The organism is Finegoldia sp. BIOML-A2, from assembly GCF_009678315.1.
GTDB classification, from domain to species: Bacteria; Bacillota; Clostridia; order Tissierellales; family Peptoniphilaceae; genus Finegoldia; species Finegoldia magna.
In genome coordinates this window covers 1-1,053 of sequence record NZ_WKZE01000023.1, presented here as the reverse complement: position 1 = coordinate 1,053, position 1,053 = coordinate 1, and the positions used below count along the sequence as shown (strand labels likewise).

At 58.7% G+C, this 1,053-nt stretch carries 1 protein-coding gene; it reads right to left on the bottom strand.

What is annotated here, in order from left to right:
• Nucleotides 1–528: PAS domain-containing protein (locus GKF99_RS08515; RefSeq protein ID WP_154273153.1), on the bottom strand; the 528-nt coding region annotated here is incomplete at its 3' end.
• Nucleotides 529–1,053: the final 525 nt, after the last annotated feature.

Genomic DNA, 1,053 nt, shown 5'->3' with positions numbered 1-1,053 from the left:
ACGTTCTTCGTTTCTTCGAGAGGCGCTTTCTGCAGTCCGCAGCTTATCTATGATTGCCTGCTGTTCACGATGTAGCTGACTGCTTGCTTCAGCTTCGCCCCGCATCCTTATCAGTTCGGTGAGGTCCTCGACACGGTGAATGATGTATTCGACCGTACCGTCTTTATTGAGCACTGGCGTGTTGACCGGCGCCCACCAACGTTCGACGAAATGCCCTTCGGGCGTCGGCAGGGCGTATCGTTGCACCGCCATGACATCGGCTGATCTTGTCCTAACAACGCGCTCCAGCGACACCGTCAAATTGCGAACCCCGTCTGCCGTCGGGTCGCTTGGGTCGTCCGTAAAGACGTCGAAGAGCGGCCGACCGATCTGATCCTCACGTGTCGTGCCGGTAACCTGAAGCCGGGCATCATTTGCGGTGATGATGATCCAGTTTGGTGGGGCGACGACCAGCAACGGGATCGGTGACGCGTCGAACAGCGCCCGATAAGAGACCTCGTCCATGCCCAACGGCGGCGGTGCGCCCATTAGCCTTAACTCTACTTTCTGACGCGCCCTTCGGCCGAGTTTTGTAACCTTAACCCGGTTTAAGCGAAATACGTCATCCAATTACGAAGCGCAGACTGTCTACCCGACGTGACCGACGGTATGAAGATTGGGGCAAAAGCCTAACCTCGAAGCACGCGCCGCCCTCAGACTGCGGGATTAGGACGCGTTAACGACGGGCCGGTTTGCGCAAATCGAATGGCGGGTTTCAGCAAGAGCTGTCGGTCACGTCAACGATGCCAAATGTCTCGAGTTGGTCGAGAGCCGACCCCAGCAGCCGGCGTGGCTGACCCACAAGCGGCCATTCAGACGCACAAAGCCGCTCCCCAAGAGCGGACATCTGTTCATTTGGCCGGGCATTCACCAGCGGCTGCGTCCTGGCTGCGAATGAAGTCGACGAACGCGCGCAGGGGCGGCGGCACTAGGCGGCGGCCCGAATAGTAGAGTAAGGGTCCTGAGAATGCCTGCCACCAGTCCGGCAGAACCGGTTCCAAAGTTCCGCTATCA